This window comes from Azospirillum sp. UENF 312511, assembly GCF_058780635.1.
In genome coordinates, this window is sequence record NZ_JBSNCG010000003.1 from 1,240,579 (window position 1) to 1,267,209 (window position 26,631).

The 26,631-nt window shown below is 71.3% G+C and carries 24 protein-coding genes and 1 pseudogene; 13 read left to right on the forward strand and 12 right to left on the reverse strand.

The genetic code is table 11. The features are described 5' to 3' along the window. Positions 1–47: 47 nt before the first annotated feature. A complete protein-coding gene (acs, locus tag ACWPN7_RS17220) occupies positions 48–1,988 on the reverse strand; it encodes an acetate--CoA ligase (RefSeq protein ID WP_014238596.1) in 1,941 nt (646 codons plus the stop codon). A 311-nt stretch (positions 1,989–2,299) separates the two neighbouring features. On the opposite strand from acs, the gene ACWPN7_RS17225 reads away from it, so the two are divergent. Then, a complete protein-coding gene (locus tag ACWPN7_RS17225) occupies positions 2,300–2,635 on the forward strand; it encodes a hypothetical protein (RefSeq protein WP_103040423.1) in 336 nt (111 codons plus the stop codon). A 45-nt stretch (positions 2,636–2,680) separates the two neighbouring features. Here the strand turns inward: ACWPN7_RS17225 and ACWPN7_RS17230 are convergent, their stop codons facing one another. The 5 genes from ACWPN7_RS17230 to tsaD form a co-directional block, all read right to left on the reverse strand. Then, positions 2,681–3,094, reverse strand: a complete 414-nt coding sequence (locus ACWPN7_RS17230; protein ID WP_035669391.1) for an EVE domain-containing protein — start codon at positions 3,092–3,094, stop codon at positions 2,681–2,683. Positions 3,095–3,110: 16 nt separating this feature from the next. After that, positions 3,111–3,395, reverse strand: a complete 285-nt coding sequence (locus ACWPN7_RS17235; protein WP_149650601.1) for a YciI family protein — start codon at positions 3,393–3,395, stop codon at positions 3,111–3,113. 387 nt (positions 3,396–3,782) lie between these two features. Further along, entirely contained in the window at positions 3,783–4,793 is a 1,011-nt protein-coding gene (locus tag ACWPN7_RS17240; protein ID WP_038529806.1) for an NAD(P)H-dependent glycerol-3-phosphate dehydrogenase, read from the reverse strand. 83 nt (positions 4,794–4,876) lie between these two features. After that, entirely contained in the window at positions 4,877–5,344 is a 468-nt protein-coding gene (locus tag ACWPN7_RS17245) for a GNAT family N-acetyltransferase (RefSeq protein WP_459197726.1), read from the reverse strand. Positions 5,345–5,357: 13 nt separating this feature from the next. Further along, a complete protein-coding gene (gene tsaD, locus ACWPN7_RS17250; RefSeq protein ID WP_459197727.1) occupies positions 5,358–6,446 on the reverse strand; it encodes a tRNA (adenosine(37)-N6)-threonylcarbamoyltransferase complex transferase subunit TsaD in 1,089 nt (362 codons plus the stop codon). A 76-nt stretch (positions 6,447–6,522) separates the two neighbouring features. Between tsaD and ACWPN7_RS17255 the strand changes: the two genes are divergently transcribed. From ACWPN7_RS17255 to ACWPN7_RS17275, 5 genes are all read left to right on the forward strand, one after another. Beyond that, positions 6,523–7,374, forward strand: a complete 852-nt coding sequence (locus tag ACWPN7_RS17255) for a class I SAM-dependent methyltransferase (protein WP_200774804.1) — start codon at positions 6,523–6,525, stop codon at positions 7,372–7,374. A gap of 55 nt (positions 7,375–7,429) precedes the next feature. Further along, positions 7,430–8,356 carry a hydroxymethylbilane synthase gene (gene hemC, locus ACWPN7_RS17260; protein WP_459197728.1) on the forward strand — a complete coding sequence of 309 codons (927 nt, stop codon included), beginning with the start codon at positions 7,430–7,432 and terminating at the stop codon, positions 8,354–8,356. A gap of 12 nt (positions 8,357–8,368) precedes the next feature. After that, positions 8,369–9,124, forward strand: coding sequence for a uroporphyrinogen-III synthase (locus ACWPN7_RS17265; protein WP_456522772.1), 756 nt, complete (start codon positions 8,369–8,371; stop codon positions 9,122–9,124). A gap of 62 nt (positions 9,125–9,186) precedes the next feature. Beyond that, complete coding sequence (locus ACWPN7_RS17270; protein ID WP_459197729.1) at positions 9,187–11,034, forward strand: mitofilin family membrane protein; 1,848 nt, start codon at positions 9,187–9,189, stop codon at positions 11,032–11,034. After that, positions 11,031–12,440, forward strand: a complete 1,410-nt coding sequence (locus ACWPN7_RS17275) for a heme biosynthesis protein HemY (protein ID WP_038529821.1) — start codon at positions 11,031–11,033, stop codon at positions 12,438–12,440. The genes ACWPN7_RS17270 and ACWPN7_RS17275 overlap by 4 nt, the downstream gene beginning before the upstream one ends. Before the next feature lie 86 nt (positions 12,441–12,526). Here ACWPN7_RS17275 and ACWPN7_RS17280 read toward each other — a convergent pair whose 3' ends face one another. Both ACWPN7_RS17280 and ACWPN7_RS17285 read right to left on the reverse strand, forming a co-directional pair. Next, positions 12,527–13,765 carry a pentapeptide repeat-containing protein gene (locus ACWPN7_RS17280; RefSeq protein WP_247875065.1) on the reverse strand — a complete coding sequence of 413 codons (1,239 nt, stop codon included), beginning with the start codon at positions 13,763–13,765 and terminating at the stop codon, positions 12,527–12,529. Positions 13,766–13,808: 43 nt separating this feature from the next. Beyond that, positions 13,809–14,786: a protein phosphatase CheZ gene (locus ACWPN7_RS17285; protein WP_149650611.1), complete on the reverse strand. Its 978-nt coding sequence runs from the start codon at positions 14,784–14,786 to the stop codon at positions 13,809–13,811. A 408-nt stretch (positions 14,787–15,194) separates the two neighbouring features. On the opposite strand from ACWPN7_RS17285, the gene ACWPN7_RS17290 reads away from it, so the two are divergent. Further along, positions 15,195–16,310: a Do family serine endopeptidase gene (locus ACWPN7_RS17290; RefSeq protein WP_492273398.1), complete on the forward strand. Its 1,116-nt coding sequence runs from the start codon at positions 15,195–15,197 to the stop codon at positions 16,308–16,310. A gap of 34 nt (positions 16,311–16,344) precedes the next feature. Next, entirely contained in the window at positions 16,345–17,082 is a 738-nt protein-coding gene (locus ACWPN7_RS17295) for a hypothetical protein (protein ID WP_247894770.1), read from the forward strand. A gap of 10 nt (positions 17,083–17,092) precedes the next feature. On the opposite strand, the gene ACWPN7_RS17300 is transcribed toward ACWPN7_RS17295, so the two are convergent. Both ACWPN7_RS17300 and ACWPN7_RS17305 read right to left on the reverse strand, forming a co-directional pair. Beyond that, the gene (locus tag ACWPN7_RS17300) at positions 17,093–17,362 is read right to left on the reverse strand and encodes a DUF2934 domain-containing protein (RefSeq protein WP_014238612.1); all 270 of its coding nucleotides are present in this window, start codon (positions 17,360–17,362) and stop codon (positions 17,093–17,095) included. 77 nt (positions 17,363–17,439) lie between these two features. Beyond that, entirely contained in the window at positions 17,440–18,105 is a 666-nt protein-coding gene (locus ACWPN7_RS17305; RefSeq protein ID WP_459197730.1) for an NnrU family protein, read from the reverse strand. A 219-nt stretch (positions 18,106–18,324) separates the two neighbouring features. Here ACWPN7_RS17305 and ACWPN7_RS17310 point away from each other — a divergent pair, with 219 nt between their 5' ends. The 4 genes from ACWPN7_RS17310 to ACWPN7_RS17325 all read left to right on the forward strand — a co-directional run bounded on the left by ACWPN7_RS17310 (position 18,325) and on the right by ACWPN7_RS17325 (position 21,889). Continuing rightward, on the forward strand, positions 18,325–18,849 hold the full coding sequence (locus ACWPN7_RS17310) for a hypothetical protein (protein ID WP_456522774.1): 525 nt from the start codon (positions 18,325–18,327) through the stop codon (positions 18,847–18,849). 229 nt (positions 18,850–19,078) lie between these two features. Beyond that, complete coding sequence (locus tag ACWPN7_RS17315) at positions 19,079–19,540, forward strand: DUF4398 domain-containing protein (protein ID WP_038529833.1); 462 nt, start codon at positions 19,079–19,081, stop codon at positions 19,538–19,540. Then, positions 19,540–20,307 (forward strand): OmpA family protein, encoded by a 768-nt coding sequence (locus tag ACWPN7_RS17320; RefSeq protein ID WP_459197744.1) that lies wholly within the window; start codon positions 19,540–19,542, stop codon positions 20,305–20,307. The genes ACWPN7_RS17315 and ACWPN7_RS17320 overlap by 1 nt, the downstream gene beginning before the upstream one ends. Positions 20,308–20,581: 274 nt before the next feature. Beyond that, entirely contained in the window at positions 20,582–21,889 is a 1,308-nt protein-coding gene (locus ACWPN7_RS17325) for a methyl-accepting chemotaxis protein (protein WP_247875103.1), read from the forward strand. A gap of 21 nt (positions 21,890–21,910) precedes the next feature. Here ACWPN7_RS17325 and ACWPN7_RS17330 read toward each other — a convergent pair whose 3' ends face one another. Beyond that, positions 21,911–23,509: a phospholipase D-like domain-containing protein gene (locus ACWPN7_RS17330; protein ID WP_459197731.1), complete on the reverse strand. Its 1,599-nt coding sequence runs from the start codon at positions 23,507–23,509 to the stop codon at positions 21,911–21,913. 326 nt (positions 23,510–23,835) lie between these two features. On the opposite strand from ACWPN7_RS17330, the gene ACWPN7_RS17335 reads away from it, so the two are divergent. After that, entirely contained in the window at positions 23,836–24,270 is a 435-nt protein-coding gene (locus ACWPN7_RS17335) for a hypothetical protein (protein WP_051657996.1), read from the forward strand. A gap of 59 nt (positions 24,271–24,329) precedes the next feature. Here the strand turns inward: ACWPN7_RS17335 and ACWPN7_RS17340 are convergent. Then, positions 24,330–26,611 (reverse strand): annotated as a pseudogene (locus tag ACWPN7_RS17340) (sensor histidine kinase). Between the last annotated feature and the right edge of the window lie 20 nt (positions 26,612–26,631).

The following is a 26,631-nucleotide window of genomic DNA, read 5'->3' on the forward strand; positions in this document are numbered from 1 at the left end:
GCCACGAAGGCCCCCGGTCCGCAGACAACCCCCGATGAACGCCGCGGTCAGGCGTTGTTCATGCGGTTCTCGATCAGGTCGGTCACGACGGTCGGATCCGCCAGCGTCGAGGTATCGCCCAGGCTGTCGTGCTCGTTCGCGGCGATCTTGCGCAGGATGCGACGCATGATCTTGCCCGAACGGGTCTTCGGCAGGCCCGGCGACCACTGGATCAGGTCCGGCGAGGCGATCGGGCCGATCTCCTTGCGCACCCAGGCCACCAGCTCCTTGCGCAGCTCCTCGGTCGGGCTTTCCCCGGCGTTGAGCGTGACGTAGGCGTAGATGCCCTGGCCCTTGAGGTCGTGCGGGTAGCCGACGACGGCGGCCTCGGCCACCTTCGGGTGGGCGACCAGCGCGCTTTCCACTTCCGCCGTGCCCATGCGGTGACCCGACACGTTGATCACGTCGTCCACGCGGCCGGTGATCCAGTAATAGCCGTCCGCGTCGCGGCGGCAGCCGTCACCGGTGAAGTAGTAGCCCGCGAAGGTCGAGAAGTAGGTCTGGACGAAGCGCTCGTGGTCGCCGAACACCGTGCGCATCTGGCCCGGCCAGCTGTCGGCGATGCACAGGTTGCCTTCGGTCTCGCCCTCCAGCTCCTTGCCGTCGTTGTCCACGACGACCGGCTTGACGCCGAAGAAGGGCTTGGTCGCCGAACCCGGCTTCTGGCCGATGGCGCCCGGCAGCGGGGTGATCAGGATGCCGCCGGTCTCGGTCTGCCACCAGGTGTCGACGATCGGGCAACGGCCATCGCCGACCACGTTGTAGTACCACAGCCAGGCTTCCGGGTTGATCGGCTCGCCCACCGAACCCAGGATGCGCAGCGAGGACCGGGAGGTCTTCTTCACCGGCCCCTCACCCTCGCGCATCAGCGAGCGGATGGCGGTCGGGGCGGTGTAGAAGATGTTGACCTTGTGCTTGTCCACCACCTGCCAGAAGCGGGAGATGTCCGGATAGGTCGGCACGCCTTCGAACATCAGCGTGGTCGCGCCGTTGGCCAGCGGGCCGTAGACGATGTAGCTGTGGCCGGTGACCCAGCCCACGTCCGCCGTGCACCAGTAGACCTCGCCGTCCTTGTAGTCGAAGACGTACTGGTGGGTCATCGACGCGTAGACGAGATAGCCGCCGGTGGTGTGCAGCACGCCCTTCGGCTTGCCGGTCGAACCCGAGGTGTAGAGGATGAACAGCGGGTCCTCCGCGCTCATCTCCTCCGGCGGGCAGTCGGCGGAGACCGACGCGATCTCCTCGTGGTACCAGAGGTCGCGGCCCTCGGTCCAGGCGACGTTGCCGCCGGTGTGCTTGACGACCAGCACGTGCTTGACGCCCGGCGCCGCGGCGACGGCCTTGTCGGCGTTCGCCTTCAGCGGAACCTTGCGGCCGCCGCGCAGACCCTCGTCGGAGGTGATGACGAAGTGGCTGTCGCAGTCGACGATGCGGTCCTTCAGGCTGTCCGGCGAGAAGCCGCCGAACACGATGGAGTGGATGGCGCCGACGCGCGCGCAGGCCAGCATGGCGTAGGCGGCCTCGGGGATCATCGGCAGGTAGATGGTGACGCGGTCGCCCTTCTTGACGCCGTTCTTCTTCAGAACGTTGGCGAGGCGGCAGACCTGCTCGTGCAGTTCCTTGTAGGTGATGTGCTTGGAAACGCCCGGATCGTCGCCTTCGAAGATGATGGCGGTCTGGTCGCCGCGCGTCGCGAGGTGGCGGTCGACGCAGTTGGCGGACACGTTCAGCGTGCCGTCGTAGAACCACTTGATGTGGACGTCGCCGGTGTAGCTGACGTCCTTCACCTTGCTGTAGGGCTTGATCCAGTCGATGCGCTTGCCCTGCTCGCCCCAGAAGGCTTCCGGATCGTTGATCGATTGCTCGTACAGGCGGGCGTAGGCGGCTTCGTCCACGTAAGCGGTCTTGGCGATTTCCTGCTTAACAGGAAAAAACGAATTGTCGGACATTGGCTCGCGATTCCCCCGTAGTGCTTCTGGTTACGCCCTGAAGGGCTGTTGGGGAGCGGTTTCCGGCCGCTCCTGTTGCGGGACATTATCCACACAAGTTCCCGTCACCACAAGCAGAACGGCTGATTGTCCGTCCTCTCCATCGGGGCTTTCGGTTCCACTTTGTTGCAGCGCACCGCCCATTCTTTTGAATTCACCGGCATCCGCGACGACACGACAGCGCGACTATTTGTCGCGCATAATACGAAAGCATGATGACGGCCTGCGGGCGGCCGCTTAACCCGGTCTTAACCGTCGCATCGTTAGCGTGCATGGTGTTCACCCAACAGCAGGGCACCGGCATGGCCAGCACGACCAGCGCGGACGGCACCACAGGGAACGGCACGACTGGCGGCGGTGCCGGACAGGGCATGGAACTGGCCGGGCGCCTGTCGGAGATGGGCAGCCGCACCAGCCTGATGGTGATCGACGCCGCCCTGCGCACGGCGTCTCTGGCCGAACTGGATGCGTCCGGCTCCGCCGCCCTGGCGCCGTTCGGGGAAGACGCGGGCTTCGCCGGAGCTGCGGCGGAGATGCAGGCGCTGGCCCGCCGGATGCTTCAGGCCACGCAGGATTTCCAGGCGGCCATCTGCGAACCGGCGGACTGATCCACCGCCGCAGACGGCCGCGCTCTCAACACGTCCGAAGCACCGTCACGCCTCGATCCCGGCCAGCGCGCAGACATGCGCCCATTCGGCGTCCGACACCGGGCAGACCGACAGGCGCGACTGCTTGACCAGGGCCATGCCCTGAAGCAGCGGGTCGGCCTTCATCGTCTTCAGCGTGACCGGCGTCTTCACGGGCAGCAGCGCCCGCACGTCGACCATGCCGAAGCGGCCCGCCTCGTCGCTCGGGTCCGGGTAGTATTCCCGCGCGATCTCGACGACGCCGACCACCTCCAGCCCCTCGTTCGAGTGATAGAAGAAGGCCCGGTCGCCGACCTTCATGGCCTTCAGGTTGTTCGAGGCCTGATGGTTGCGCACGCCGTCCCAATGGGTGGTGCCGTCGGCGACCATGCGCTCCCACGAATATTTGAAGGGCTCCGACTTCAGAAGCCAGCGGGCCATCGCCGTCCGCCCCCGCTCAGGACTTCGGGTAGACCCGGCGCCACGCCCGGATCTCCACGCTCTTGAACAGCCCGGCCTGGGCGTAGGGGTCGTTGGCGGCGAAGTCCTTCGCGGCGGCCTCGTCGGCGCACTCCACGATCAGCAGGCTGCCGGCCATGCCCTGGCCGTCGTCGGACAGCAGCGGACCGGCGGCGAACAGACGGTCGGCGTGCGCTTCCAGATAGGCCAGATGGGCCGGGCGGTTGTCGGCCCGCACCTGGGCGGCGCCGGCCTTGTCGGTGCAATGGAACATGTACAGCATGGGGAACCCCTTCCGTTCGGTCGGGCGGGAGCCTAGCGCAGCCGCGACCGCCGCGGAAGGTGCCGCGACGCGCGGCCTTCCGCGGACGGGGAGGAGTCAGCGGTGCAGCCAAAGAAAGGGCGCGCGCAGCGGCGGCGGGCGCCCGGGACGCGCAGGGCCGGTGTTGCGGCGGTTTCGCTCAGGCGCCGCGCTGTTTTCGCCCGTCCCCGCTCCTTCGGGCGGCGATCATCCGCCCGGCATCCAGCAATGCGGCGGCGCGAAGCGCCAGCAGGGCGACCGGGTGCAGCGGGGCAAACATGGGAACGGACTCCGAATGTGAAGGTGCGAAGCCTCGCATAACCCATCCGACCTTGCAACCATTCCCAATGCGGCCAAACCGCCGGTCCCTCAGCGCCCCTCTTCGCGAAACGGCCGTGACAGCAGCCCATCGATCGTCGCGTCCAGCCCGGCGCCGCGGTTCAGGATGGCATCCACGGCCGCGCACAGCGGCATGTCCACGCCCTTCTTCCCGGCCAGCCCGACCACCGCGGCGGCGGTGTAGACGCCCTCGGCGACGGAGCGGCGCTCCGCCAGCACCTCGGCCAGCGTCCGGCCGGCGCCCAGGGCGGCGCCCAGCGACATGTTGCGCGATTGCAGGCTGGAGCAGGTCAGCGTCAGGTCACCCAGCCCGGACAGCCCCATCAGCGTCTCCGGCCGGCCGCCAAGCGCCAGGGCCAGCCGGGTGATCTCCGCCAGCCCGCGGGTGATCAGCGCCGCCCGCGCGTTGTCGCCCAGCTTGCGGCCCTCCACCACGCCGCAGGCGATGGCCAGCACGTTCTTCACCGCCCCGCCGATCTGCGAGCCGACCACATCGTCGGACAGGTAGGGGCGGAAGGTGCGGCTGCCCAGCGCCTCGACCAGCCGGGCGCCCAGCGCGGCGTCGGCGCAGGCGAGCGTCACCGCGGTCGGCAGGCCACGCGCCACCTCCGCCGCGAAAGTCGGGCCGGACAGCACGGCCAGCGGGGTCCCCACCGGCAGCGCCGCCGCGGCGGCCTCGCTCATCAGCGCGTGGCTGTCCAGCTCGATCCCCTTGGCGCAGACGACCAGCGGGGTGCCCGTCCGCAGATGGGCGGCGAGGCCGGCGCAGGCGCTGCGCAGATGCTGGGCCGGGGTGACGAGCAGGATGGCGTCGCAGGCGGCAACCTCGGCCAGATCGCCGGTCGCGCGCAACGCGGCGGGCAGGGTCACGCCCGGCAGGAAGTCGCGGTTCTCGCGCGCGGCGTTGACCGACTCGACCACCGCCGGCTCGCGCGCCCACAGCAGGGCCTCCCGCCCGGCGCGCAGGGCGGCCAGAGCCAGCGCCGTGCCCCAGGCCCCGCCGCCGATCACGCCGATGCGCCGGAAGTCCGTTGCCGCCATGGATGCCCCCTGTTTTTAGAATTTGGCCTGAAGGATTTGGCCGACTGTTTAGGCGGAGCGTTCCCGGTCCGCAACCCGAACGGTCAAGTCTCCGGTGTCAGCATAAGCTTCATCCCGACATGGCTCGCCCGGAAGCCCAGCCGCTCGTAGAAGCGGTGGGCGTCGGTGCGCCGGGTCTGGCTGGTCAGCTGCACCATCACGCAGCCCTCGGCGCGGGCCAGCGCGATGGCGTGCCGCATCATGGCGCTGCCGATCCCCTGGCCGCGCAGCGCGCTGTCCACCTTCACCGCCTCCACCGTTGCCCGCGCCGCCCCCCGGCGGGCCAGCCCGTGGGTGACGGTGAACTGGAAGCAGCCGACGATCCGCCCGTCCCGCTCCGCCAGCACGATGGAATTGTCCGGCTGGGCCCCCATGCGGTCGAAGGCGTCCCAATAGAGCGGGTCCAGCGGCTCGCTGTAGACATCGCCGGCCGTGGACAGGGCGTCGTCGGCGGTCAGCCGGACGATCGCCGGCACGTCGTCGCGCCCGGCGGTGCGGAAGGTCAAAGCCATGCCGGACTCACCCTCACGCCTTCACGCCGGAGCCGACCCCGGCCTTGCCGATGGCCGGCTTCGCGCTGGGGTCGAGCGGCCAGCGCGGGCGCGGGGCGAAGTCCAGCGGGTCGGTCTGGCCCAGCCGCAAGCGCTCGATCCCCGCCCAGGCGATCATTGCCGCGTTGTCGGTGCACAGCCGCAGCGGAGGCGCCACGAAGGGCATGCCCTCGCGGTCGGCCAGCTTTTGCAGGCGGGCGCGCAGCGTCTTGTTGGCCGCCACGCCGCCGGCCACCACCAGGGCGCCGCCCTGCGGGTGCATCTCCTTGAACTGGCGCATGGCGCGGGCGCAGCGGTCGGCCATCACCTCGGCCACCGTGTTCTGGAAGGCGGCGGCGAGGTCGGCCTGATCCTCCCCTGACAATGCCTCCCCCGACAGCGGCGTCCCCAGCTCCTCGACGTGGCGCCGCACCGCGGTCTTCAGGCCGGAGAAGGAGAAATCGCAGCCGGGGCGCCCGACCATCGGGCGCGGCAGGTCGAAGCGGCCTGGGTTCGTCGCCTGCGCCGCCGCCTTCTCCAGCAGCGGCCCGCCGGGATAGCCGAGACCAAGCAGCTTGGCCGTCTTGTCGAACGCCTCCCCCACCGCGTCGTCGATGGTGGTGCCGAGCCGCCGGTATCGGCCCACCCCCTCGACCACCAGCAGCTGGCAATGCCCGCCGGACACCAGCAGCAGCAGGTAGGGGAAGGGCACATCGTCGGTCAGCCGGGCGGTCAGCGCGTGGCCTTCCAGATGGTTCACCGCGACGAAGGGCAGCCCGCGCGCCGCGGCGATGGCCTTGGCGGTCATCACCCCGACGATCACCCCGCCGATCAGCCCCGGCCCGCCGGTGGCCGCCACGGCGTCGATGTCGGCGAAGCCCAGCCCGGACTCCGCCATGGCGCGGCGGATCAGCCCGTCCAGATGCTCCAGATGGGCGCGCGCGGCGATTTCCGGCACCACCCCGCCATAGGGCGTGTGGTCGTCCAGCTGCGAGAGCACCACGTCGGCGCGGATCTCCCGCGCGTCGGTCACGATGGCCGCCGCCGTCTCGTCGCAGCTCGTTTCGATTCCAAGAACGATCATGATGGCCGTCAAACTAGCCGTCTCCACCGCTCTGGTATAGGGTCTTGACCCGGATTCTTCAGGACTTTCCCTTTCCATGAACAAGGACGTCCCCGACCACGACGCCAGCATCGTCTATTACGACGGCGATTACCCGTCGCTGGAGATCGGCGAAGCGCGGGCGGAAAACGCCGCGACGCTCGCCCGGCTCGGCATGCTGGGCGACGTGCCCTTCTATACGGAGCGCGCGGCGGAGACCGGCGGCCCGATCCTGGAGATCGGCTGCGGCACCGGACGCCTGACCATCCCGCTGGCCCGCGCCGGGCACGCGGTGTGGGCGGTGGACGTCTCCGACGCCATGCTCGACCAGCTTCGCGCCAAGCTGGCGCGCGAGGCGCCGGAGGTGCAGGCCCGCGTCCATCCGGTGCGGCAGGACGCCGCGGCGCTGGACCTGCCGGTGCGGGACTTCCGGCTGGCCATCATCCCCTTCAACGTGCTGATGCTGATCCCCGACCTGCCGGGGGAGCGCCGCGCGCTGGCCGCCGCCGCCGCCCATTTGGCGCCGGGCGGCGTGTTGGCGCTGGACGTGATGAACCCGCTGACCCTGCCGATGGACGCCGAGACCAAGCCCAGCCCGTCGGAGCCGCGGCGCAACCCGCACAGCGGCAACCGCTACATCCGCAACAGTCTGGCCACCCGCCTGGACGAGGGGCAATGCCAGCGCATTTACGGCTGGTACGACGAGCTGTTGCCGGACGGCAAGATCGCGGTGACCGAGTACGGCTTCACTTGGCGGATGATCTTCCGCTACGAGTTGGAGCTGATGCTGGAGAGCGCCGGATTCACCATCGAACGGCTGGCCGGCGATTTCGAGGACACCCCCTGGACGGTGGACAGCCGGCGCATGGTGGTCACGGCGCGCCTCGCCTCCCCTTTCACCAAAGAGTAGCACGCCCGTCACCAAGGCTTGCAAACCGCGGTGGATCGCCTAGAACACTGGCCTCATGACCCAACCGCTCCGCATCGGCACGCGCGGCAGCCCGCTGGCGCTGGCGCAGGCCCACGAGACCCGCGACCGGCTGATCGCGGCGCACCCGCATCTGGCCGCCCCCGGCGCCATCGAGATCGTCGTCTTCAAGACGACCGGCGACCGCATCCTGGACCGCACGCTGGCCGAGGCCGGCGGCAAGGGCCTGTTCACCAAGGAACTGGAGGACGCGCTGCTCGACGGCCGCGCCGACCTCGCCGTCCATTCGATGAAGGACGTGCCGACCTGGATGCCGGACGGGCTGGAGATTTCCACGCTCCTGCCGCGCGAGGACACGCGCGACGCCTTCTTCTCGCGCGGCGGTCACACGGTGGACACGCTGCCCGCCGGCTCCGTCGTCGGCACCGCGGGCCTGCGCCGTCAGGCCCAGATCCTGGAGCGGCGGCCCGACCTGACCGTCGTGCCCTTCCGCGGCAACGTGCAGAGCCGCCTCGCCAAGCTGGAGGCCGGGGAGGTGGACGCCACCCTGCTGGCGCTCGCCGGGCTGCGCCGCCTCGGCCTGACCGACCGCATCACCGCCGTGCTGGAGCACGAGGAGATGCTGCCCGCCGTCGCCCAGGGCGCCATCGGCATCGAGATCCGCAGCGCCGACGACGCCACCCGCGCCCTGCTCGCCCCGCTGAACTGCGCGGCCACCACGGCCCGCGTGACGGCGGAGCGCGCGCTGCTCGCCATGCTCGACGGCTCCTGCCGCACCCCCATCGCCGGGCTGGCCACGCTGGACGGCGACCGGCTGCATCTGAAGGCCAAGGTGCTGTCCAACGACGGGCGGCAGGTCTTCCGGGCCGAGCGCAACGGCAGCGTCGGCGACGCCGCGGCGATCGGCGCCGACGCCGGAGCGGAGATCAAGGCGGTTCTGCCGCCCGACTTCTTCAAGAGCTGACGGCGGCCGGCGATGGCGGCCCCTCACATCCTGGTCACCCGTCCGGCGGAGGATTCCGAGCCTCTGACGGCCCGTCTGCGCGCGCTGGGCTTCGCCGTGTCGGCGGAGCCGATGCTGGAGATCCGCTGGCTGGACGGGCCGGAGCCGGACGTCGGGAACGTACAGGCCCTCCTCTTCACCAGCGCAAACGGCGTACGGGGCTACACCAGACGTACGAGCCGACTTGACCGTCCGGTCTATGCGGTCGGCGACGCCACCGCGACCGCCGCCCGCGCGGCCGGTTTCACGCGGGTGGAAAGCGCGTCCGGCGACGTGTACGCGCTGGCCGATCTGGTGCGCCGACGCTGCACCGCAGCGGCGGGTCCGCTACTTCATGTCGCAGGAACCAAGCTCGCCGGCGACCTGTCGGCCATGCTGGGCGAGTCCGGATTTTCCATCCTGCGGGAAACGCTGTACGACGCCGTTCCGAGCGCACGGCTGTCGGATGGCACGGCGGCGCTGTTGCGTACGGGAACACTGGACGCCGTGTTGTTTTTCTCTCCCCGTACCGCCCGTTCGTTTGTTAGGCTTGTCGCCGAGGCCGGGCTCATCGACCGCTGTCGTACAGTGGACGCGCTCTGCCTCAGCCCCGCGGTCGCGGAGGCTGCCCGCGCGTACGGTGAGCTGGGAGTGACACCGTGGCAGAACGTACGGGTGGCGCCACGGCCGGAGCAGGACTCTCTGCTCGGCCTGCTGCCGGAACCGTCCGGCGGCACGGGCCGGGCTTGAGCGCATCCGCTTGGGGGTTTGTGTGGCGTTCGTTGAGAACAACTGCGACCAGAAGGCACCCAATGACCTCTCGCCCAGGCTCCGAACACGAGGCTGACCCGAACGGCCACACGCCGTCCGACCAGAACCAGACGCCCCAGAACCAGATGGCCGACCAGAACCAAGTGTCCGGCGGCCCCGCCGTCGAACGCATCATCGAACGCTTCGGCGGCATCCGCCCCATGGCCCACAAGCTGGACATCCCGGTCACCACGGTGCAGGGCTGGAAGAAGCGCGGCGCCATTCCGCTGGCCCGCCACGCCGACCTCCGCGCCTCCGCCGCCAAGCATCGGATCAAGCTGAGCGAAGCCGACCTGGAAGCCGCCACGCCGAGCGAGGACCGCAGCGCTCCCGACGCCGCCGGGTCGGTGATCCCGCTGCCGCCGGACGCCCCTGTCATCGCGTCGACCGCTCCCCTCTCCGAAAGTGCCGAGCCCGTCAAGGCCGAGGACACCCTGCCGGGCGCCGACACGCTGCCGGGCGGTGGCCCGGTGCCGGCCACGGACCTGCCGCCCTCCACCCTGCCGCCCGCCGCGGACACTCTGCCGCCCTCCACTTTGCCGGGCGCCGACACGCTGCCCGGCGACGGCGTGAAGGCCGAGACGATCAAGGGCGAGGAGATCCGCTCCGAAGAGATCAAGGTCGAGGAGACCCGGATCGAGGAGGCCAAGGCCGACCCCTTCAAGACCGATACGATCAAGAGCGAGACGCCGCCGCCGGTGGAGCCCCCCGCCCCCGCCTACACCACCTCCTCCTACGAGCCGCCGCGTTACGAGGCGCCGCGCGAGGAGCGCAAGTCCGGCGCCGGCTTCGCCACCGCCGTCTCGCTGATCGCCCTGCTGGTCGGCGCCGCCGCCCTGTCGCAGCCCTGGTGGGGCCCGCGCGTCCCCGGCTGGCCCACCGCCGGCGGCCCCGCCGCTCCGGTTGCCACGGCGCCCGCGCCGCAGCCCGACCCGGCCCTGCGCAACCAGATCCAGCAGCTGTCCGAGCGCCTCGCCAAGCTGGAGCAGCGCCCCGCCGCCGCCCCGGCCGAGGGCAACGCGGCCGCCGCCGGCATCGACCAGCAGACGCTGGACAACGCCGTCGGCCAGCTCACCGCCCGCATCCAGCAGCTTGAGGAGCGTCCGCAGGCCGCCGCCCCGGCCGAGCCCGACCCGCGCGTCGCCCAGCTGACCGAGCAGCTCGGCCAGGTCCAGCAGCGCGTCGAGGCCGTGGGCAACGAGGCCCAGGCCGCCGGGCAGATCCGCCAGGATGTGGACGCGCTGAAGCAGGAGTTGGCCGCCGTCAACCAGGCGGTGGAAACCCGCCGCGACGCCGCCACCGCCGCCCAGACGCTGGTGCTCGCCGCCGGGCAGCTCCGCTCCGCCCTGGCCGCCGGGCAGCCGTTCCAGCAGGAACTCCAGGCCGTCCGCGCCGTGGCTTCGGGCGACGCCCAGGTGACGCAGCCGCTGGAGGCCGTGGCCGGCTACGCCGCCAAGGGCGTGCCGACGCAGCCGCAGCTCACCGACCGCTTCTCCGCCATGGCGTCCGACATCGTGCGCGCCGACAACCAGGGCGAGGGCAACGACTGGGTGGAGCAGGTCACCGGCAAGATCGCCACGCTGGTCACCGTCCGCCGCTCGGGCGGCGACGCGGTCGGCGACGGCGCCTCGGCGGTGGTCGCCCGCGCCGAGGCCGCCCTGCAGGCCGGCAATCTCGGCGGCGCGGTCAACGAGCTGGCCGCCCTGAAGGGCCCGGCGGCGCAGGTCGCCGCCCCGTGGATCGCCGACGCCAAGGCCCGTCTGGCCGCCAACGAGGCCGGCCAGCAGCTCACCAACCGCGCCATCGGCCTGCTGTCGCAGTCCGCCGGGGTCAAGGGAGCGGCCCAATGACACGCGCCATCTGGTTCATCATCAAGGTCGCCATCGTCGTCGCGATCGCGGTCTGGCTGGCCAACCACCCCGGAACCCTCGCCATCAACTGGCAGGGCTACGTCGTCGAGACCGGCATCGGCATCGCCATCCTGATCGGCGTGGCGGCTCTGGCGGCGGGCATCGTCCTGTACCGGCTGGCCCGCGCCATCCTCGGCGCGCCGCGCAACTACGGCCGCTACCGCCGGTCGCGCCGGCGCGAGCGCGGCTATCAGGCGCTGACCCGCGGCATGGTCGCCGTCGCCGCCGGCGACGCCACGACCGCCCGCAAGATGGCGCGCAAGGCCGACGGGCTGCTCAACGAGCCGCCGCTGACCATGCTGCTGTCGGCCCAGGCCGCCCAGCTCCAGGGCGACGACCGCGCGGCGAAGGAATACTTCACCGCCATGCTCGACCGGCCGGAGACCGCCTTCCTCGGCCTGCGCGGCCTGCTGACGCAGTCGCTGAAGGCCGGCGACCGGGTGGAGGCGCTGCAGCTCGCCCGCCGCGCCCAGTCGCTTCAGCCCAACACGCCCTGGCTGCTCGGCACGCTGTACGACCTGGAAGCCCGTTCGGGCGAATGGGCAGCGGCGGAAGGCACGCTGCAGCAGGCCGTGCAGGCCGGCGCCATCAACCCCGACGACGGCCGCCGCCACCGCGCCACCCTGCTTCTGGAGCGCAGCTTCGAGGCGGAGCGCCGCGGCCGGTCCGATTCGGCCCTGTCGCACGCCCAGGCGGCGCACGACCTGCTGTCCGGCTTCGTCCCGGCGGCGGCCCGCGCGGCCCGGCTGCAAATGGCCATCGGCAAGCACAAAAACGCCGCCAAGACCATCGAACGCTGCTGGCGCGTCAACCCGCACCCGGACCTGACCTCGGCATACCGCGAGGTGGTGTCGAGCTACGACCCGATGACCCGCGTCAAGCTGTTCGAGAAGCTGCGCAACCACGCGCCCAACGACGTCGAGTCGCTGCTCGCCGTGGCCCGCGCCGCCCTCGACGCCCAGCTCTGGGGCGAGGCCCGCGCCCATCTGACCAAGGCCCTGGAGATGCGGCCCTCCCGCCGCGTCTTCCAACTCCTGGCCGAGCTGGAGCGGGCGGAGCGGCAGGACGAGGAGGCGGCGCGCGCCTGGCTGGCCCAGGCGGCCAACGCCCCGGCGGACGCGGCCTGGACCTGCAGCGCCTGCAACGCGGTCAGCCCGAGCTGGGGCGGCCTGTGCGGCCATTGCGGCGCCTTCGACAGCCTGGAATGGAAGACTCCGACCGTCAGCATGTCGCTGATGAGCCCGGAGTCGGCGCCGGCGGCCATCACCCATCAGGTGACGGAGCCGGTCACCGGCCAGCCGGGCGTCGCACCGGGAGGCCAGATCGCTCCTCAGGGAGCGACCTAGCCGCGCGTCGGTCGCAGCAAGAAAAAAGCCCCTTCCCGGTCCGCCGGGGAGGGGCTTTTTCTTTGCGGTGAATCGGCCCTGAACCCTTACGCGCTGCCCAGCCGGGCGCCGTCCAGGATGGCCTCGTCGAAGATCGCGCCGCTGCGGTCGCAGCCGGTCAGGTCGGCCAGCGTCAGGTCGCAACCCTTCATGTTCGTGGCGCTGAGCGAGGCGCCGGCCATGCGGGCGCGCACCAGCGAGGCGCGCATCACCTTCGCCCCGGCGCTGATCAGCAGCATCCCCAGATTGGCCCCGTCCAGGCAGCCGTCGATCAGGATCGCGCGGTCCAGCTTCGCGCCGCGCAGGTCGGCGCCGCGCAGGTCGGCGGAGCGCAGATCGGCGCCGTCGAACTGGGCCGCCTGGAGCTGCGCGCCGTTCAGCCGGGCGTGGCGCAGCCGCACGCCGGAGCCCTTGGCGAGCGTCAGCACCTTGCCCGACAGGTCCGCTCCGTCGAGGTTGAGGCCGGTCAGGTCGAGCTGGCGCCCCTTCTGGCCGCTGGTGCCGAGCCACAGCAGGTGCTGGTGCAGCAGAACCTCGATGTCCGCCGCCGCGATCGCCGGGCGGGCGGGCTCCGCCGCCGGGTCCTCGTCCGGCTCCAGAAGCGGTTGCGGCGCCTGGGCGGCGGCCACGGCCTCCTCGTCGGTGCGGATGGAGGTGACGAGGTCCAGCTCCGACACCTTGGCGCCGTCCAGGATGGCGCCGCGCAGGTCGGCGCCGTTCAGGTCGGCCCCCTGGAGGTCGGCGCCGGAGAAGTTGCAGTCGCGCAGATCGGTGCGCTGGAGCCGCGCCCCCGAGAGGCGGGAGTTGGTGAAGTCGGCCGCCCGCGCGAAGCTGCCCGACAGCTTGGCCCGCGCCATGTCGGCGTTGGTCAGCTTGGCCGAGGCCATGTCCGCCGGTCCCGGCTCGAACCCGACCACCTTCAGCTCGCCGGACGCGCTGCGGTTGGCGACGCTGCCGTCGCGCAGGTCGACCTCCACCATCACCGCGCCGTCCAGGATGGCGCCGCGCACGTTGGCGCCGCGCATGTCGGTGCGGTAGAGCCGCGCTTCCGACAGGTCGGCGCCGCGCAGGTCCGCGCCGTAGAGGTCGGCGTGGTCCAGGATGGTTCCCTGCATCCGGGCGTCGCGCAGGATGGCGCCGGACAGATGCGCGCCGGTCAGGTTGCGGCCCGACAGGTCGAGCCCGGTCAGGTCGAAGAAGGGAAGGTTGGCGCGGGCGCCGTTGGGCCGCCCCTCGGTGAAGCGGACATGGCGCTCGCACACCCGGTCCAGCTGCTCCTGGCTCAAGCGTATCCGGGACTTGTGGGAACCGTCGTTCGCCATCGGCGCCTCAGGCGAACAGCGCGTCGATGTCGGCCTGCGAAATCTCGCTGCCGCCGCCCGACGGTTCGGGCGCCGGGGCGGCGGGTCGCGGAGCCGGCTTCGCAGCGGCGGGAGGCGGAGACGGAGGCGGTGGGGGCGGTGCCGGCGCCTCGGCCGGCTCGGCCCGCTCCAGCACCTGGGGGATCTGGGTGGCCAGCGTGTCGAACAGGGCGTCGATGTCGTCCTGGCTGACCTCCGGCCCGCCGAGTTGCGGGCCGTTCAGCAGATGCGCGTCGGGCCGGGTGTCGCCCAGCTTGCGGTGGGACGCCCCCTCGCCCATGGACGCGGTTTCCGTGGCGGAGGCGATGCGGTCGACGCCCCAGATCTCGATCATCGTGTTCACGCGCTGTTCGATGTAGCGCAGCGTGTTGACCACCTTGGTGGTGCGCTGACCGGTGATGTCCTGGAAGGCGCAGGCGGTCATGATCTCGATGCTCCAGGCGTCGATGGCGTCGACCATCTCCGCGATGTCGGGATCGGTGCGCGGGATGCCCTGGGTGATCTCCTGGATCTTCTCGGTGGCGTTCAGGATGTCGGTGGTCGCCCGCTCCGTCGCCGCAACGATCTCGTCCAGCTCGCCGGTCGCCGCCTCGATGCGGTTCGACCCGGTGTCGGCGGGGCGCAGCGCGGCGATGTCGCTGCGCGTCTCGCGCACCACCTGGGTGATCGACATCAGCTCCTGCTGAAGCTGCAGGCCGTCGCCCAGGCCGCTGCCCATCCCGCCGCCCGGCACCGGACGGGACAAGGCGCCGGGGTCCACCCCGCGCAGCCGGTTGACCTGCTGCTCCAGCGCGCCGGTCAGCCGGTGGAACTCGTCCACCGCGACCACGCGGGATCGTCGGTCGCGCATGCGCAGGAACGCGCGGCCGCGCGCGGTCTGCGACAGCGCCTCCTCCATCTGGAGGTAGTCATGCTCGGTCAGTTCCATCAGAGGAACATCGCTCATCGTCGTCACCGTCGGCGGGCCGCTGTTTGAGAATCCGCCATGGAGGAAAGCACGTCTTAGGAAAACTGAGGTTACACCAGACATGGCCTGGATTTCAGGCAAATCCCGCACATCTCTGCCTCGCAGATCCCGCTGAACAAAGTCTTAATGAACTCATGGGCGGTGCGCGATGACGCACCCCCTCGTCATGCAACCAATCATGGAAGCCGATCACCGGGGCGGAATCGGGAAAGAGGGCGGTGCCGCGGCATTGAGGATTCTCCCGCCGCCGCCGCTGCCCTATACTCCTCTGCCCCTGCGCGGAGGGCGGTGGCGCAAAGGGCGCACAGGCTTGACCCAAGGGCGCCGTTCGCCCACATCAGCCGCGCCAACGCGGTTCGGAACAACAGGAACGGGGACAAGATGCCGATGACGACGACGCTTCGGTTCGGGGCGCTTCGGTTCGCGGCGCTTCGGTTTGCTGGAGCGATGTGCGTGGCCGGGCTTTTGGGGATCGGCGTTCCGGGCGCGGCCCCCGCACCCGCCGCCGCAGCCCTGCCCGCCGGGGTCACCGGGGTGACGACCATCGCGCCGATGCTGGAACAGGTGACCCCCGCCGTCGTCAACATCGCCGTCCTGTCGCGGGCGCCGCAGGCCGAGAACCCGCTGCTCCGCGACCCCTTCTTCCGCCGTTTCTTCAACGTCCCCGAGCAGCAGGCCCGCCCGCAGGTCAGCGCCGGGTCGGGCGTGATCGTGGACGCGCGGCGCGGCTACGTCATCACCAACGCCCATGTGGTGGAGAACGCGCAGGAGATCGCCGTCACCCTGAAGGACCGCCGCCGCCTGCGCGCCAAGCTGGTCGGGCGGGACGCGGCGACCGACATCGCGCTGCTGAAGATCGAGGCGGAGAAGCTGACCGCCCTGCCCTGGGGCGATTCGGACCAGCTCAAGGTCGGCGATTTCCTGGTCGCCATCGGCAACCCCTTCGGGCTGGGCCAGACGGTGACCTCCGGCATCGTCTCGGCGCTCGGCCGCAGCGGGCTGAAGATCGAGGGGTACGAGGACTTCATCCAGACCGACGCTTCCATCAATCCCGGCAATTCCGGCGGCGCGCTGGTGAACTTCAACGGCGAGCTGGTCGGCATCAACACCGCCATCATCGGGCCAGCGGGCGGGTCGGTCGGCATCGGCTTCGCCGTCCCGGTCAGCATCGTCCGCTCGGTGATGGAGCAGCTGGTCGAGTATGGCGAGGTGCGGCGCGGCCGGCTGGGGGTCTCCATCCAGGACCTGACCCCCGATCTGGCCGACAGCATGAATCTGGCCGGCGACGCCGGGGCGGTCATCGCCCAGGTGGAGCGCGGATCGGCCGCCGAGCGCGCCGGCTTCCGCAGCGGCGACGTGGTGACCGCGGTGAACGGGCGCCCGGTGCGCAGCGCCACCGACTTCCGCAACCGCATGGGTCTGGTGCGGGCCGGCACGCCGCTTCAGGTGACCGTCCTGCGCGGCGGCAGCGAACGGGTGCTGAACGTCCGCACGGCGAACTAGACCCGGCGAACCGGATCGGGATAACCATGGTCTGATGATCGGCCGCCCCTCCCCTCCCCGCCGGCAGGCACCGCCCGCCCCCATGGTCAGCGCGGCCCAGCGCCAGCGCGAAGTCGCCCGCATGCTGATGCGGCTCGACGACATGCTGAAGAAGTGCGCGGATCTGGCGGCGGCGGCGCGGGAGCGCGTGTCGGTCGGCGGGATGGGCCGCTACCGCAAATTCTCCCGCAAGGTGCGCGACTTCTTCTCGCTGGCGGCGGTGACCCAGGAACGGCTGGACGCCGCCCCATCGGAGATGGAGGAGCTGATCGGCCCGATGACCACCGCGCTGGAACGCCTGCACGCCCGCATGGTGATCCTGTTCGTGGAGGAGAGCCTGGGCTTCTTCAACACCTTCGCGCGGGTCAAGGCGCTGCCCATCGGCACCCACGAAACGGTGGGGGTGGAGTTCCGCGCGCTGATGGAGATCCGCAAGTTCCTCGACGACCCGCTCTACGACGGGGAGCGCGGGCAGGGCCTGCGCAAGCAGACGGACCGCGTGGCCGTGCTGATGCGCGCGGTGATGGACCGCTGCCCGCCCCTGCCCGACTTCGGCGACGAGCCAAGCATCGGGCCGCGCGGGACGGTGAACAAGCCGCTGCGCCCGCCGCGCGCCGCCGCGCCTCCTGCCGCAGGCCGGGCGGCGGAGCCGCGCCCGCTGCCGCAGCCCGATTCCCAACGGCCCGATCCCCGACTGGAAGTCCGTCAACTGTCCCTGGACGACGAGGACTGACGGCCCGCCGTCAGCCTTCCGCCGGCGACGACTGGCGGTGGTGGCTGTGCGCGTCCACGCCGCGCAGATGCTCGGCGGCCTCGTGCAGAGCGCGCTCGCTGGCGCTGTCGGGGGTTTGCAGCCCCGCCTCCGGACCGGGGACGGCGTCCTCCTCGGCGATCTCGCGGGCGGCCTGCTGCCAATGCTCGATGTGGCGCCCCTCGGGACGGCCCTCCCGCTCCCAGATGGCGTGGGCGCGCTCGCGGACGCGGGGGTCGTCGGGGCCGGTGTGATGCTCCATGGCGCTGTTCCTCCTCGGCGGTCTGTTGTCATGACCGTCAACAGGCGGACCGCACCGGCGTGCCGCAGACCTTTCCGCTACAGCCAATAGAGCGGACTGACCCCGAACAGCCAGGGATGCACCGCGATCATCGCGGCGTAGGCGGCCGGCGCGCCCAGCACACGGCCCCAGCCGATCTCGCCGGGACGGAAGCGCTGGCGTCCGGCCAGGATGGCGGCGAAGGGCAGCGCCGAGGTCTCCGCCCGGTAGGCCCGCCCGGCCGCGCTGCGGCGCAGCAGCCAGTCGTTCTTGACCATGGCGAACAGGGCGATGGCCGCCATCGCGACGAACAGCACAACCCGCCGCCCGTCCCCGGTGGCTTGCAGGTGCAGCAGCGCCCACAGGAGCAGCCCCATGGAGCCGGGAAAGCGGGTGATCCGGTAGATGCCCCGCGGCGGGTTTGGGGCGTCGGGCTCGCCAACCTTGCTGGTGACGCGGGCGGCGATCAGCAGGAAGGACAGCGGCATCAGCGCGACGACCAGCGGCGCCGCCCAGCCGGCGGGAACGAACAGCGGTTCCCCGCCACCGGCCTCGCGGTAGGCCCAGACGAACAGCCCAAGCGCCAGCAGCGAACCCAGCGAATGCAGGGCGACGAACCCGCCCCGCCCAAGCCGGGCGATCAGCCACGGCCGCACCCCCGGCCAGGACGGCACGGCGTGGGTGGCGAACAGGAACAGGGCGGCGAGAAGAAGATCGGTGGTCATGGGATGCGAGGAAACACCGCTTTGCCGGGCGGAGTCTTGATGAACGTCAAACTTGGAGCCGCGAAGGCAAACCGCGTCCAAGTGTGGCGCAGGCCACAGCGGGGATGGGCGGCGGGGCGTAGTGTCTGGTCATCGGACAGGCCGGGCCCCGACGCAGACGGAACCGGCAGACAAATCCCCCAGACACCAACTCCCCAGACACCGGAAGGAAACCACACCATGCGCCGCACCACCCTGATCGCCGCCGCCGTCGCCGTCCTGTGCTCCGCCCCGGCCTTCGCCGGCGACCTGATGACCGGCGGCATCCCGCTCGGCAACGCCAGCAACCTGGGGGTCATCTCCAACACCGCCGCGGGCATCCAGAACAAGGCGCAGCAGCAGGTGATGGGTGTCCAGGCCGGCGGCGGGCTGGCCGGTCCCTTCGGCACCGCCTCCAACCTGGGCAACGTCTCCAACCTCGCCGCCGGCGTCGGCAACAAGGCCAAGCAGCAGGTGGTTGGCGTGCAGGCCGGCGGGATGGGCGGCGGTGTGAAGACGCCCTTCGCTCTGGGCGGCTTCAACAGCAACGCCGGCACCGTCAGCAACAGCGCGGTCGGCATCGGCAACACCGCCCAGCAGCAGGTCAAGGCCATGCAGTTCGGTGCGCCGGGCGCCCTGTTCAACCAGAACCTCGGCACCGTCTCCAACCTCTCCGCCGGCATCGGCAACAAGGCGCAGCAGCAGGTCATCGGCATCCAGAAGTAACCACCTCCCCATCCACCCTCCCATCCAGGCAGACCTTGCGGCCGGGGCACTCCCCCGGCCGTCTTTTTGCGCGCAGGCGGGGCGTTTCCCGGCGCGGATGTGCGGAGAAGGAACCTTCCACCCGACGGCGCGTTGGAGCGGCGAACACTCTCCCGCGGCCGTGCGCCGCGGTCATTCGGGAAGCCGCAGCATGAACCGCAACAGCAATTCGACATTGGGATGGCCCAGGGTGGGATGGAGGGCCGCGACCATCCTGTCGGCGTCGCTCGGGCTGGCCGCCTGCGCCGGCAGCGTGCCGCCGCCGACCGCCCAGCTCGGCGCGTCGGCGCAGGCCATTCAGCAGGCCGAACGGGCCGGCGCCCTCGAACACGCCCCCGCGGAGTTCCAGTCCGCCCGCGAGAAGCTGGCCGCCGCCGACGCCGCCATGCGCGAGGACGAGCGGACCAAGGCCCGCCGCCTCGCCGAGCAGGCGCAGGCCGACGCCGAACTCGCCACTGTGCGTTCGCAGCGCGCGACGGCGCAGCAGGCCGCCAGCGCCGTGCGCACGCTCGCCAACCCCAAGGCCGGTATGCCGGGCGCTCCGCTTCCGGGCCGGGCGCCCGCCGCTTCCGCGGCCGCTCCCCTGGCCCCGTCGGGCATGAGCGGGACCTCGACCTGGGATTCCCCGCGCACGCTGGAGGGCACGCCGTGATGCACACCACAAAGAAATCCCAAACGGCGCGGAAAAGTCTGGCCCTGGCGTCGCTGGGCGTCGTCGCCCTGTCGCTCGGTGCCTGCGCCACCCCGGACGACACGCCGGCGCTGGCCCAGGCGCGCCAGTCCTATGCCGGCGCCGCCGCCAACCCGCAGCTGGCCAGCAACGCCACGCTGGAGCTGCGCCGCGCCGAAGAGGCGCTGCAGCGCGGCGAGCGGGCGCGCAGCGACGGCAACTCCACGGAGATGGACCATCAGGCCTATCTCGCCAACCGGCAGCTCCAGATCGCCCAGGACGTGGCGGCGATGAAGGGCGCGCAGCAGGTCGTCGCCAACGCCGAGACCTACCGCCTCCAGGACCAGATCCGCGCCCTTCAGGCGGAGCGGACGGAGCGCGGTCTGGTGATGTCGCTGGGCGACGTGCTGTTCGCCGCCGGCAGCGCCCGTCTGACGCCGGGCGCCGACGCGCGTCTGAGCGAACTCGCCAACTTCCTCCAGCGCAATCCGGAACGGACCGTGCGGATCGAGGGCTACACCGACACCACCGGTTCGTCGGCCACCAACCTGCGCCTGTCGGAGGAGCGGGCCATGGCGGTGCGCGACGCGCTGACCGCGCGCGGCGTCAACCCCAGCCGCATCGCCGCCCAGGGCCTGGGGTCGGCCCAGCCGGTCGCCTCCAACAGCACGGAGTCGGGACGCCAGCAGAACCGCCGCGTCGACATCGTGATTTCCGAGCCGGGCTCGGTGGCGGAGACGCGCTCCTGACGGGCCATGCTGCCATTTGACGCACATTGCGCTTGAACAAGAACGGGCGGGCCGGAAACGGCTCGCCCGCTTCGATTCCGGCCCGATTTCCGGCCGTTTTTCCCGCTCCGACTTGCCCGTCCCGCTCCGCCACTGCGCCGGACGCGCGGTCATTCGGAAAAATTGTCTCGAATGCAGGGCAAAATCAATGCTTCTTTACCTTTTAAGGTGTGTGGTTTTACGATGCGCGAACATGAGGGACCACGGCGTCCTTTTGATTGCGCGGGGATTCGGAATGACCACTGGACAGGGTGACGAGGGAGCGATGCTCAGCAGGGGATTTTTGAAGGCGCAGGCTCTGCTTCTCCTCATCATCGGCCTGCCGGTGATCGTGGTGGTGGTTCTCCTCAACCCGCTGTGGAACGCCACGCTGCACCGCTTCGGCGTGCCGGAGGGGCCGGCGGCGGCGCTCGGCATGATCGTCACCATCATGGTGGTGATGGTCGTGCAATATTGGGTTCTGGAAACGCGGCGGACCATGGTTACGTCGCTGTTCAACTTCATCCCGCACGAACAACTGACCTTCGACGGCGAGACGCTGACGACGGACGAGGCCAACCGCCTGTTCGTCACCCTGCACCGGGATTCGGAGGAGTGGCGCCGCCTGCTGCGCGACAACGGCATGGACGGCCCGCTGGACGAGTTCGGCAGCCTGTGCGCCGCCCGGCTGGCCTTCGCGCGCCGCCCCCAGGGCATCCCACCGGAGGCGGAGCGCGCCATCGCCGAGGTGCCGCAGGCGGTGGAACTGGCCAAGGCCCGCGTCGGCGGGGCGCTTGATCAGGCGGAGCGGGAGGTGCAGGCCCTGCGCGCCCGCCTGTCCGACACGCAGGACGCGGTGGCCTCCCTGGTCGGCTTCATCCGCGACAGCGGGGTGCAGATCGCCGGCCGCCACGACGACGCCCAGCGCCGCGCGACGGAGAACCACACGCTTCTCGCCAGCCTCCAGGAGCATCTCGACCGCCGCCGGGCGGAGGCGACCTCCGACCTGACGCGGTTCGAGCAGATCGTCGCGGAGTCCCGCGCGCTTGAGGATTCGGTCAACGCCATCACCCGCATCATGTCCGCCACCAACATGCTGGCGCTGAACGCCGCCATCGAGGCGACGCGGGCCGGGGAATACGGCCACGGCTTCCGCGTGGTGGCGAACGAGGTGCGCGATCTGGCCCGCCAGTCGAACGAGGCCATCCAGGTGATCCAGAAGGGCATCGACCGCATGCAGCAGGCGATCGCCCAGCAGATCGCCGGGCAGGACGCCCAGGCCAAGGTGGCCGCCGAGCACGCGCTGCTGTCCGATCTGGCCGACCGCCTGCAAAGCCTCAGCGCCGGCCAGCAGGACGTCGCCGGGCACGAGCGGCGGCTGATGGGTGAGCTGGACCGGCTGGGCGATTCCCTGACCGACACGCTGGCCGGTTTCGCCGGGGACCTGCGCGTTCCCGAGGGGCTGCGGCGGGAGTTGGACGCGATCAGTGGCGGGCTGGCCCGGCTGAACGGTCTGGAGGAGGATCTGCGCGGCCTGTCCGGCGTCCGGAAGCGCGCCGCCTGACCGACCTGCGCGCCGCGCCGCTCAGCGGTCGCCGCGCTCGGTCTCGACCATCGCCCGCGCCACCGCGTAGACCCCGGCGATCGCCCCGGCGGTGAACAGGGCCGCCCCCACCGCGCGGGTCAGGGAGCGGGCCGGCGCCGGGGCCGGGGGCATGCGCTTCCACACGGCCCAGGCTTCCTCCGGGCGGTCGGGGTCGGCGATGCGCAGGGCGGCGAAAGCCTGCTCCGTCAGGCCGGGGTCGGTGTCGGGCAGCGGCGCCAAGCGGCGTCCGGACGGCTTGTTCAACCGGTCGATGGCGGCCACCAGACTTCCCGTGGCGCGGACGGCGGCGGTCATCTCCGACGGGTCCACACCCAGATGCTCGGCCAGCAGGCGGTTGCGCACCGCGGCGATGGCGTTGCCGGTGCTGCGGTTGGCGTCGCTGCGGTCGCCCGGCGGTGCCTCCACCGCCAGATCGCATTCGGTGTCGTAGCCCATGGAGCGGTTGTTCAGGTTGCTCGACCCGATGCGCAGCAGCCGGTCATCCACCACCATCAGCTTGGAATGCACGACGATGCCGTTGCCGCCCTCGGTCAGCGGGGTCATGGCGCGCAGGCGCCCGTGGCGGTCGGCGGCGCGCAGCTCCTGAAGCACGACGCCGCGCGGCGTGTCCATGGCCATGCGGTCGAACCAGCTCGGGCTTTCCATGGGAACGACGACCACCACCTCCGGCCCGTCCGGCTCGCGCAGCCGCCGGGCCAGCGCCTCGGCCACGCGGAAGGAGGCGAAATACTGGTTCTCCAGATAGATGCTGTGGCGCGCCTCGGCGATGGCGGCGAAGGTCAGCGCCTCGTTCTCGCGAACCGGACGGCCGACCAGACAGTCGGGAAGCGTGCGGGCGATGCCCACATCCGCGTCGGTGATCAGCGGGTGCAGCCCCTCCGGCCAGGGGTCGGCGGCGCCCGCGAGAAACCCCTCCGGCGGCGGGGGCGGCAGCGCCTGCCCGGTGGCGTGGCTCCACCGTTCGCGCGCCATCAGCCCCAGCGCGCGGGCGGCGGGGCCGTCCACCGCCATCATCACGTCGTGGCGCGGGGCGTGAAGCTCCCCGGTCGGCCAGCGGCGGCGCGGGTCGTTGTCGCGATGCTCCGGCGTGTCCCAGCGGTCGCCGGCCAGATCGATGCCGCCGCAGAAGGCCAGCGCATCGTCCACCACCACCAGCTTCTGGTGCTGCGCCGCGCCCACGGGCAGGGCGTCGTCCAGCTCCAGCGTCAGCCGCGGGCCGGTGCGGCGGTTCAGCCGCTCCAGCGGCCCATGCGGATGCTCCAGCGAGATGGGAAACGGCATGTCCCACTTCAGCGCGTGGATCTGCAGCGACGGGTGGTGGCGGATCAGGCGGGCGAGGAAATCGCCCAGCGTTTCCGGGTCGTGGGGGTCGAGGCGCATCCGCGGATCGATGTCCCAGCCGAGCAGGATCACCGACCGCCGCGCCCGCAGCAGGGCGGCGCGCACCGCCGCGAAGAAGGCGGCGCCATCGACCAGCACCGCCACCCGGTCCGCGCGCTCGGTCCGCCAGCAGGTGGCGCCGGGGCGCAGGATGGGCCGCCCCCCGGCATGGTCCGCCGCATCCCGATGATCGCTCATTCCTGCCTCGACGTGCCGTAACGGTGCTTGCGTCAACTCTTCCGGCGGCGGCCTGTTCCGCAAGGCGACCGGCTGCTCCGGAATCGCCCGGCATCCGCATCTGGGTGGGGGAGGACGGAACGCCCGGACGGCGGGTGGCTCGCCAAAAGATCGGACCAAAAGATTGGATGACCGTCCGGTTTCTCCGCAACGATGCGCCGGGCCTTCTGTTGGGAGTGGCGAATGGGGGACGGGCGCGCCGCAGGGCGCCGGACTGAATCCCCGCCCGAACCCCCGCCAGGAAGGCGCCCGGCCAAAGGGCGCCGCCACCAGATGGAGAGATGAGGATGCGTACCCTGTTGATCGCCGCCGCGTCGGCCCTCGCCCTGATGGCCGGCTCCGCCGTCGCCCAGTCGGGCGGCACCGCCGTGAGCCCGACCGTTCCCAGCACCACGACCTCGCCGTCCACCGGCCTGAGCACCTCCGGCCCGGGCTCCACCCCGGGCAGCGTCACCACGCCGGGCACCGCCGGCTCGACCGGCACCATGAACTCGCCGGGGACCACCGTGCCCGGTTCGTCGGGCAGCACCATGGGCAATGGCACCATGGGCAGCGGCACCATGGGCAGCGGCTCGTCGGGCGGCACCTGGCAGGGCCAGACCACGGCGCCGTCGGGCCTGGGCAGCGCCACCAGCAGCAACCCGGCCCGCGACAACCAGACCGCGACCGGCACCCATTGCCCGCCGGGCACCCCGAACTGCGGCCCGGACGGCAGCAAGTAACGACCTTCAAGGTTTGCAGCGAAGGGCGCGCCGGGATCTCCGGCGCGCCCTTTTCCGTTTCAGCTCACCGGCTCCGCCCTGACCGCCGCCGGTTCACCGGAGTCCACCGCGGGGGGAGCCTCGGCGGGGAAGCGCAGGACGAAGCAGGTGCCTCCACCCTCTTGGCCGCCCTCCCGGCCCTCCACCCGGCTTTCGACCCGGATGCTGCCGCGCAGGCGGGTGGTCACGATGTTGTAGACGATGTGCAGGCCAAGCCCGCTCCCCCCTCGCCGCGCCGCGTCGTGAAGAAGGGGTCGAAGACGCGCCCCAGATGGGCGGCGGGAATGCCGCAGCCGTCGTCGCAGAAGCGCAGTTCGACCTCCTGCGGGTTGGGGCGGGTCGCGGCGACGGTCAGCGTGCCGGCCCGCCCGTCCGGATAGGCGTGGACCACCGCGTTCATGGTCAGGTTGGTCAGCACCTGGAACAGCGCGCCGGGATAGCTGTCCACCCACAGGCCCGCCGGACAGTCGATCACCACGCGGTGGGGGGTCTGCTTCAGACGCGGGCGCAGGCTGGTCAGCACGTCGTCCAGATAGGCGGCCAGATCGACGCGGCGCCGCTCCTCGCTGGTCTGGTCCACCGCGGTCTGCTTGAAGCTCTGGATCAGCTCGGCGGCTCGGTTCAGGTTGGTTTCGATCAGCCGGCAGGCCTCCCCGGCGGTGGTCAGATAACCGGTGAAGTCGGCGCGGCGCAGCGTGTTGGCCTCGACCCCGCGGACCACCTTGCGGGTCTGGTCGGCCAAGTGGGTGATGCCGGTCAGGGCGATGCCCACCGGCGTGTTCACCTCGTGCGCCACCCCCGCCACCATCCCGCCAAGCGAGGCCATCTTCTCCGCCTGGATCAGGTGGGCCTGGGTGTCGCGCAGATCGGCCAGGGCGCTCTCGGCGCGCTGCTTGGCGGCCTCCGTCTCCTCCTCCGACCGCTTGCGCAGGGTGATGTCGTTGACGGCGATGAGGATGGCCGGCTCGTCCACGTCATGGATCTCCACGGCGGAGATCATCGCCCAGAAGGGCCGCCCCCCGGCGGTGCGCATCTCCATCTCCAGATCGCTCGCCGCCCCCTGCTCGGCCACCAGACGGGACAGCCGGGCGGCGTCGGACGGGTAAACGAAGAAGCGCGCGTTGCGCGTCAGCGCCAGCCGCTCCCCCTCGGTCCCGAACAGCGCCTCGGCCTGCGGGTTGGCGAACAGGACGGCGTCGTCCGACCGCCGGGCGATCACGATGGGAAAGGGCGAGGCTGCCAGGATCGCGCGCATCCGCTCCTCCCCCGCCTTCAGCGCCTCGGCGTAGGCGTGGGTCTCCACCAGCGCCGTGCCGAACCGCTCGACGCTGGTGGAGATGGCCTGAAGCTCGGCGAACAGGGCGGGCGGCAGACGGACGGTGCGGCGCGCCTTCTGAACCATAGCCAGCGCCTGCGAGGCGCGGCGGATCGGGCGGACCACATGGACGCGCAGCAGCACGTAGAGCAGCGTCTGCACCGCCGAGGCGATGCCCAGCCCGACCAGCACGATCCACAGACCGCTGCGCGCCTGATCGGTCAAGGTGTCGGCGATGCGCCGCGTGTTGGTCGCGGCGGCGTCGGTCAGGCTGCCGCTGAGGTCGTTCAGCACGCCGTGGGCGATCTCCGTCTCCAGCCCCATCAGACCCGCCTCCGCCAGGATGGTCCGGCGCAGGGTGAACAGCGCGCCCAGCCCGTCGAGGTCGCGCGCGGTGCGGGCCAGCGGCGCCCGCTCTCCCGGCTCCAGCGGGATCAGCGCGTTCACCACCGCGGCGGCGTGCTCGTGGAAGCGGGCGACCTCGGCGGCGAGCTGCTCCGTGTCCGTCGCGATCAGCCCGGCGGCCAGCGCCTCCAGCGCGCGGTGGTAGGGCTCCTGCACCGCCAGGGGGGCGCCGGAGCGCAGCAGGCTCAGGAACGCCTCGTCCCCCTTTCGCTGCAAAGTGATGGCTTGGGCCGCCAGGGCGTCGATGGCATCGGCCCGCTCGGCCGTGCGGCGCACCGCCTGGATGGCCGTTTCGAGCCGCTGGAGAAGCTCCGGAGCCGCCGCGTCCGCCGCGAAGCGCTGCGACACGCCTTCCACCTCGGCCAGGGCACCGGCGCGCTCCTCCGGCGAGCGCGAGCGCAGGACGGCCTCGGCGAGCTGGCCCATGCGGGCGGCGAAGACGGCGTATTGGTGCTGGCGGGCGATCTGGGGAACGATGGCGCGGTCCGCCTCCTCCGCGAGGTCGAGCACCCGGACGAAGGCGCCGCCCACCCCAAGCGTCAGCCCGGCCATCAGAAACGCCGTGGCCAGCGCGGTGATCATCGTCACCGTGTGCAGCCGCA

Coding starts and splice junctions, on each gene's coding strand:
- acs (WP_014238596.1), bottom strand. CDS start 1,988: ATGTCCGACAATTCGTTTTTTCCTGTTAAGCAGGAAATCGCCAAGACC.
- ACWPN7_RS17225 (WP_103040423.1), top strand. CDS start 2,300: ATGGTGTTCACCCAACAGCAGGGCACCGGCATGGCCAGCACGACCAGC.
- ACWPN7_RS17230 (WP_035669391.1), bottom strand. CDS start 3,094: ATGGCCCGCTGGCTTCTGAAGTCGGAGCCCTTCAAATATTCGTGGGAG.
- ACWPN7_RS17235 (WP_149650601.1), bottom strand. CDS start 3,395: ATGCTGTACATGTTCCATTGCACCGACAAGGCCGGCGCCGCCCAGGTG.
- ACWPN7_RS17240 (WP_038529806.1), bottom strand. CDS start 4,793: ATGGCGGCAACGGACTTCCGGCGCATCGGCGTGATCGGCGGCGGGGCC.
- ACWPN7_RS17245 (WP_459197726.1), bottom strand. CDS start 5,344: ATGGCTTTGACCTTCCGCACCGCCGGGCGCGACGACGTGCCGGCGATC.
- tsaD (WP_459197727.1), bottom strand. CDS start 6,446: ATGATCGTTCTTGGAATCGAAACGAGCTGCGACGAGACGGCGGCGGCC.
- ACWPN7_RS17255 (WP_200774804.1), top strand. CDS start 6,523: ATGAACAAGGACGTCCCCGACCACGACGCCAGCATCGTCTATTACGAC.
- hemC (WP_459197728.1), top strand. CDS start 7,430: ATGACCCAACCGCTCCGCATCGGCACGCGCGGCAGCCCGCTGGCGCTG.
- ACWPN7_RS17265 (WP_456522772.1), top strand. CDS start 8,369: ATGGCGGCCCCTCACATCCTGGTCACCCGTCCGGCGGAGGATTCCGAG.
- ACWPN7_RS17270 (WP_459197729.1), top strand. CDS start 9,187: ATGACCTCTCGCCCAGGCTCCGAACACGAGGCTGACCCGAACGGCCAC.
- ACWPN7_RS17275 (WP_038529821.1), top strand. CDS start 11,031: ATGACACGCGCCATCTGGTTCATCATCAAGGTCGCCATCGTCGTCGCG.
- ACWPN7_RS17285 (WP_149650611.1), bottom strand. CDS start 14,786: ATGAGCGATGTTCCTCTGATGGAACTGACCGAGCATGACTACCTCCAG.
- ACWPN7_RS17290 (WP_492273398.1), top strand. CDS start 15,195: ATGACGACGACGCTTCGGTTCGGGGCGCTTCGGTTCGCGGCGCTTCGG.
- ACWPN7_RS17295 (WP_247894770.1), top strand. CDS start 16,345: ATGATCGGCCGCCCCTCCCCTCCCCGCCGGCAGGCACCGCCCGCCCCC.
- ACWPN7_RS17300 (WP_014238612.1), bottom strand. CDS start 17,362: ATGGAGCATCACACCGGCCCCGACGACCCCCGCGTCCGCGAGCGCGCC.
- ACWPN7_RS17305 (WP_459197730.1), bottom strand. CDS start 18,105: ATGACCACCGATCTTCTTCTCGCCGCCCTGTTCCTGTTCGCCACCCAC.
- ACWPN7_RS17310 (WP_456522774.1), top strand. CDS start 18,325: ATGCGCCGCACCACCCTGATCGCCGCCGCCGTCGCCGTCCTGTGCTCC.
- ACWPN7_RS17320 (WP_459197744.1), top strand. CDS start 19,540: ATGCACACCACAAAGAAATCCCAAACGGCGCGGAAAAGTCTGGCCCTG.
- ACWPN7_RS17325 (WP_247875103.1), top strand. CDS start 20,582: ATGACCACTGGACAGGGTGACGAGGGAGCGATGCTCAGCAGGGGATTT.
- ACWPN7_RS17330 (WP_459197731.1), bottom strand. CDS start 23,509: ATGAGCGATCATCGGGATGCGGCGGACCATGCCGGGGGGCGGCCCATC.
- ACWPN7_RS17335 (WP_051657996.1), top strand. CDS start 23,836: ATGCGTACCCTGTTGATCGCCGCCGCGTCGGCCCTCGCCCTGATGGCC.